The sequence below is a fragment of the Paracidovorax sp. MALMAid1276 genome, from assembly GCF_049198005.1.
Lineage (GTDB): Bacteria > Pseudomonadota > Gammaproteobacteria > Burkholderiales > Burkholderiaceae_C > Acidovorax.
In genome coordinates, this window is the sequence record NZ_JBMIRS010000132.1 from 1 (window position 1) to 5,753 (window position 5,753).

The following is a 5,753-nucleotide window of genomic DNA, read 5'->3' on the forward strand; positions in this document are numbered from 1 at the left end:
ACGATCTACCAACACCACCCCCGCGCCAGTGCTGGGTTTGCGTACCGCCAGTTATTGCACTGAAAACGAGGGGACCCCTCTTCGCACGCCACGGTCTCGAACGGGACTAATTGGTCTCATATTAACTTGAATGAAGAATGATGCTGCGTTTGGAAAAAGCGACCCTCGGAAAATTTGGAGCACAGGACATGTTGCGCCTGATCACGTCACAGGGTTGGGAAGCCATCCTGCCGGATGCGCTGGATGACAACCACCTTTTGTTGATGTCAGACCAGCTACGAGACCTTCTGTCTGGCTCGGATTGGAGCGGGGATCACGATCCCGCTAGTGCTGCCTTACCGCTAGCCCTGTTGCTTCTGACCAAGGCGGGAGCGAAACGTTCAGGAGATAGCTTGGAAGTGGGGCTGGAAACTCTGCAGGAAGCACTGTGCTTACTCAGCACTGCCGTGGATCGGGAGATCGTCAATCGGATGCTGCAACGCCAAGATGCCACGCCCATTGGCGCCGGGCTTGTACAAGGACTTCAAATGCTTGTCCAGCACGCCAAGGAACAGGCCGACTTGGAATGCCACGTCTAGTCTGAAATGACGCCCTTGAAGTCCGCTTTGACGGTCTTGAGGAGTTCATTGACCAAAGTTGTGTCCAGGTCCGGGCAGTACGCGGCAGCAATCAAGGTCAGAGGATGGATCTGCATCTGCTCGGCCAACACCTCAATGGTGCGGATACTGGGCACTTGATGTCCCTGCTCGATGCGACTGATGTGTCGGCGGCTCGTTGCCAGCAACATGTCTTCCTGGACCAAGCCGCGTGCCGCGCGCAATTGCTGCAGCGCCCGACCAAAGTCGGCTTGGGGTGGGATACGCTTTCGGGAAGACATCCACCCGATTTCCATTCAATGAGACTTAAAAGACCACGACCAAGTAGTCTCATTGGCCTGCTAACTCGGAAAAATATCCAGCTCCTGTTGGAAATCTGTTCCTGAAATCGCGCTGTGCCCATACTCTTTCTGGATTTTGATGGGGTCCTGCACCCAGAGCATTGCCATGAGTCTAGGCACTTCTGTTGCCTACCTATCTTGGAAGATGCGTTACGACAGGTGCCGGAGTGCCGGGTCGTGATCACCAGCACTTGGCGCCTGGAACAATCCTACGAGGATCTACTGCAAAGGTTCTCTCCAGACATTGCCGCCATGATCGAAGGCGTCACCCCCAGATATTGCGATCTAGCGAACGTCCCGAATACGCTGGTGGGGTACGAGCGGGAGGCGGAGTGCAATGCCTGGCTTTGGGCAAACAACCTGCCACATTGCAACTGGGTTGCCGTGGACGACCGTTCTTGGCTCTATCGGCCGTTTTGCAAGTCGTTGTTTTTGGTCAGTGGGCACACAGGGCTAACGCCCAGGTCAGGGTCGCAACTGGCGTCCCGGCTTCAATGTCTTTCGTGAAACACATCTCGGTCCAGAAACCGAGACAAGGGTCAAGATCCAGGCTGGGCCCAACCCGCTCTCGGATAGATTGGGAGCGAGGCGGGCTCTCCTATCGAATGTGTGGCCCATCGGGAAAAAGAGACCGTTTCGACGATGCATTCCGAACATCCGGCTCTAACTTTACTTTCCGGTTTTGCACGAAAAAAATGAAAACACGAAATGGACGGCAACGCTAAGTTATTGATTCATATAGAACAGCTTTCCGATTTTGCAGAGAAAAAATAAAAAAACGGAAATGCAACGCCTTTTTGGGCTCAATTGGCCCTGGTCCGTTTTGCAGGTGTTTGGTCCCGCAGTAGCACACTCGCATACCGTTCCACGCTGAAGCTCATCAGGCCCCGAAAATTGATGTGCCCGAAGTGCACAGGCCCGATGCGTCGCAGCACATCTTCCTCGATACGTTGCCCACCGGACTTCAACCGATCCACGGTTTCCTGAAGCTTCATGGTGTTCCAGCCGATCACCATATTGGTCAGCAGTGCGTGAGCACCAGAGATGGACCGAAGTTCGTCCCGGCGCCGACCGCGCTCGGCAGCTACTCGCCCATAGTAGATGGCGCGTTGTAGCAAGTGAACCGATTCGCCACGATTGAGAAGAGTATGGATCTCCCGTCGGAAGGCAGCGTTAGTGAAGTAGTCACATAGAAAAACGGAGCGAAGCAAGCGGCCGTACTGGTCCAGGCAACGGCGCACATCATCTCCAGCCGCCGCGCTTCCGTGGCGAGCCAGCGCCCAAGCCACACTGACACGTCCGGACTTGATCGAGGCAATGAGCCGCATGGTCTGATCCCACCCATCACGAATTGCTTTTTCGGTAATCGTGGGAATTGCCACTTTCTCCAGGCCTTCTGGTACCTTGATCGAGCGGGGCGTCCAGATTTTGCGGTCTGGCAAGCCCGCCAGCTGCGGGCACAAATCGAACTTGAGCAGCTTGGCCACGCTCATGCCGGAATAGGTATAGCCGTGTGTATCAACGGCCAGAAGATCAACCTTGATCCGTTCCTCACTGTTGGAGTTGTAGGCGTCAATCCCATGCACAGCGGGAGCATCCTGGCGTGTCATCAGCACGATAGGTTGATCGAAGATGACGGGGTAGCTGCCCAGAATGTGGGTATAAATACCTGCGGCGGCGGTCTTTCTACGAGGATCGGTTCGTGCAATAGACAGGTGACGGGTAGCGTCCAGTGCCATCATGTCCGAAGAGGCTTTTGTCCCATCGCTCCAAAGGTTGACGATTGCAAAGCGCTGCTGAAACGCAACCACGCTGTCGTTGGCCGCCCGCAGGCGGCCAGGTGATTCCAGCATGCGCATGGCGGCAGATACGTGGCTCACAGGAACGCCGGGAATCATGGAAGCGGCAGCTTTCGCGTCGATCTCGGTGCCGTGGGCCAACAAGCCCGCATACAGGGCGACAAGCTCCTGGGCCGTCTCAGGCTGACGCCCCAGCAGCGTCGTGCTGATCTGGGTGCGACTATCGATCTCCAAGATGATGTCTGGCAACTGCGTCGTGCCAATTGTTTCGCTCAGGAACTGGTTCGTGCGGCGCAGCTCTGGCTCTTCCTCCATGGCCCTTATGGCCGGGATCCTGACCGAACCGGCTTCATCGATTTCGAGCAACCCTTTCTCTAGTCCGGCCTCAACATCTGCGAGTCCCGCCCGCAGCAATTCGTATTGAAGATCGAGAGCCCTTCTTGGGTCTAGCTCCAGGCCGTAGGCTTCGCACAGTGCTTGTTTGTCCCGTTCCCATTCTTCCAGTGGGATCAGCAGGCTCTCTTTGCTTTGGTATGTCGCACTGTGATTTACATAAAAGCTGCCGCCTCGCAAGCCTTTGCAAATGCGCCGCAGCGCGCACCCTTCGAAAGCGCGAAGAGCCGCTACGCGGTCGGGTCCCTCCACCAGCGGCCGCCACTTGGAATCGACCAGCGACGTGTCAAAGTCACTCGGTAATTCTTTGGCTTCTGCCGCTTGCAAGGCCTGCAGTGCAGCAAGAAGCCTGCTGTCTGCATGCGCTGGATCCGCTTGCAGATCAAGGCACGTCATCCCGGCCAGCAGATTCCGCACTTTCGTTGTCTGCTCCACTAGAGTTTCCCTGACAACCTCAGCGTGGCTGACAGGCGGTAGCCCCAAGACACCCTCGGCAAGAGCCATGATGGCCGCCAGTCGTTCCTCGGCGTTCATGTCAGTATTGCTCGCTATGTCCCGCATCGATTCGATAGAGCTGCGGTATTCATGAGCGCGCTGCGCCTGTTTCGCTTGCACACGGGTAGATCCCAAACGCATGATGTCGCTGGTATGCCGGTTGTTGCGAAAGATAGCTTCGTCACTGAGTTCACCGAGCAAATGCTTGAGGAAACAGACAATCTCCACGGAGCGGGTGTCTTCGATTCGGCGGGCAGTCTCAGAGGGTGGCCGGTTCATCACTGCTTGGGCGAACGCGTGGATGCGTCCGATGGAAAGCCCTTGCAAGTTCCACGAATGGACGCCGAGCGCCTTCAGAGCTTCTATACGCGAGTTGACCTCTTTGAGCGCCTTCAAGCTGTGTTTGCCTGCTGATTGCTTGAGCCACTCAAGGACTGAAACCCCAGGCGACATGCTTTCCTCGTGCATGACCTTGAGGACTGCGCGAAGGCGTACGGGGGTTACTGCAGCGCGAATGGTGGCGAGCGCCGATTCCTCAACCACCCGGAAGGCTGACCGAGCAAGGTCTTGGATGTTGCGCTTGCCAGGCAGGACAATTTTGTTATCAAAAAGCCATTGCCCGGCGGAGTTGAAGAGTTCATCAACCGAAGCGGCATCGATGGCTTGTTGGGAAAGTGCTGCTCGCAAACGCTCTTCGGCGCCTGCATCGTAGGGCAGTAGGCCAAGTCTCTCTCGAACCCAGGCCCGGTGGTTGGCGAGCGTGCGATCAACGTTCCGGTACAGCGCCTTTAGAGACGCTATCGCGGTGGTGCTGATGCGAAGCTGTTCACACAGCAAGCGTAGCATTGCCGGTGGCATCCGGAGTTTGCTGTCTGGCTCTCTCCCAGTCAGAGCCAGAAACGAAAGTTGGACGGCCAGGCCCAGGTGGTAGCGCTTGTCATAGTTGCTATCACGAATCTCCTTGACCAGCCGGTCAGGTAGACGGCAGTGCAGTTGCACGTCATCAGCGTTCAGGCCCGATGGAAGTTTCTCGTAGCCGACGAATCTGTACCGGTAGCTCGACATCAGCGTCCTCCCCAATGCAGAAGACACTATAAAACGCTGCTAAGTTGTTGTCGCTAAGGAGTTTTTTGATTCAGGATTCCGATTTTGCAATGAAACCGAGATCACCCCATGCAAGGCACCCACCAGCGGCCGCACGTCGTCGCGCCGGTGGTGCAGCGCGTAGTCCAACTGCCCCAGCGGCACGGGGCTGGGCAAGGCTGCCAACGCACCTCGCGCACACAGCGCCTGCGCCCACCCTTGTGGCAGCAAGCCCACGCCCAGGCCCTCGGCCAGCAGCCCCACGATGGCGCCCCAGTGGTTGCACACCACACGCCGGTGGATGCGCGCACCCGCCTGCCGAAGCCAGTCGTCGATGAGGTGGTTGATGCCAGAGCCCAGCGGCAAGCTCACCAGCGCATGCTGCTGCAGCGCCGCTGCGTCCATACATGGCAGCTTGGGCGCCAATTGCGCACCCGCGCACCAGATGAAGCCCGCTTGCTCCAGAGGCGCAGACGTGAGCGCACTGCGGGTGGCGGGGCCGGCGATGACGGCGGCATCCAGCTCACCCTTGTCCAGCCGCTCTGCGAGGGCCGCGCCCACATCGACGTGCACCGACACCTCCAACGCCGGGTGGGCATCGGCAATGGCAGCAACCCAGCGCGGCAGCCAGGTCAGCGCGGTGAGTTCGCCCACGCCCAGGCGGCACGGCCCGCGCAGGCCGCTTGCGCTGCCCATCTCCTGGTGCAGGCGGTCGGCCTGTTGCAGCAAGCTGCCCGCCAGCGGCAGCAGCCGCGCGCCCGCCTCCGTCAGCGCCGCCCGGTGGCCGGCGCGGTCGAACAGCGCCTGGCCCAGCGAGGCCTCCAGCTCGGCAATCCGTTTGGACAGCGAGGACACCGACAGGTGCACCCGCTCGGCAGCCAGCGAAAAACTGCTGCAGGTGGCGGCCCAGTAAAAGGCTTCGAGCTGTTTGAGCGTCATGCGCCTATTTTCACTTTGGCGAACATGGCGGTTTCAATAATTTCGCTTTCTGGCAAAAAGCCTTTGCCCCGACACTGCGGCCAGGAGTCTGCGCGGTAGAAGGCATC

At 58.3% G+C, this 5,753-nt stretch carries 5 protein-coding genes; 2 read left to right on the forward strand and 3 right to left on the reverse strand.

Going from position 1 to position 5,753, the window contains the following annotated elements:
* Nucleotides 1–137: 137 nt before the first annotated feature.
* The gene (locus ACOQFS_RS09000) at nt 138–578 is read left to right on the forward strand and encodes a hypothetical protein (protein ID WP_421562555.1); all 441 of its coding nucleotides are present in this window, start codon (nt 138–140) and stop codon (nt 576–578) included.
* Here ACOQFS_RS09000 and ACOQFS_RS09005 read toward each other — a convergent pair.
* A complete protein-coding gene (locus ACOQFS_RS09005) occupies nt 575–877 on the reverse strand; it encodes a helix-turn-helix domain-containing protein (RefSeq protein WP_421562556.1) in 303 nt (100 codons plus the stop codon). The genes ACOQFS_RS09000 and ACOQFS_RS09005 overlap by 4 nt on opposite strands.
* A 114-nt stretch (nt 878–991) precedes the next feature.
* Between ACOQFS_RS09005 and ACOQFS_RS09010 the strand changes: the two genes are divergently transcribed.
* Nucleotides 992–1,444, forward strand: coding sequence for an HAD domain-containing protein (locus tag ACOQFS_RS09010; protein WP_421562557.1), 453 nt, complete (start codon nt 992–994; stop codon nt 1,442–1,444).
* A gap of 296 nt (nt 1,445–1,740) precedes the next feature.
* Here ACOQFS_RS09010 and ACOQFS_RS09015 read toward each other — a convergent pair whose 3' ends face one another.
* Together ACOQFS_RS09015 and ACOQFS_RS09020 are read right to left on the reverse strand one after the other, a co-directional pair.
* Complete coding sequence (locus tag ACOQFS_RS09015) at nt 1,741–4,716, reverse strand: Tn3 family transposase (RefSeq protein ID WP_421562558.1); 2,976 nt, start codon at nt 4,714–4,716, stop codon at nt 1,741–1,743.
* Nucleotides 4,717–4,728: 12 nt separating this feature from the next.
* Nucleotides 4,729–5,646: a LysR family transcriptional regulator gene (locus tag ACOQFS_RS09020; RefSeq protein ID WP_421562559.1), complete on the reverse strand. Its 918-nt coding sequence runs from the start codon at nt 5,644–5,646 to the stop codon at nt 4,729–4,731.
* Nucleotides 5,647–5,753: the final 107 nt, after the last annotated feature.

What these genes read in the sequence shown, in the direction of transcription:
- ACOQFS_RS09000 (WP_421562555.1), top strand. Translation starts at nt 138, where the DNA reads ATGATGCTGCGTTTGGAAAAAGCGACCCTCGGAAAATTTGGAGCACAG.
- ACOQFS_RS09005 (WP_421562556.1), bottom strand. Translation starts at nt 877, where the DNA reads ATGTCTTCCCGAAAGCGTATCCCACCCCAAGCCGACTTTGGTCGGGCG.
- ACOQFS_RS09020 (WP_421562559.1), bottom strand. Translation starts at nt 5,646, where the DNA reads ATGACGCTCAAACAGCTCGAAGCCTTTTACTGGGCCGCCACCTGCAGC.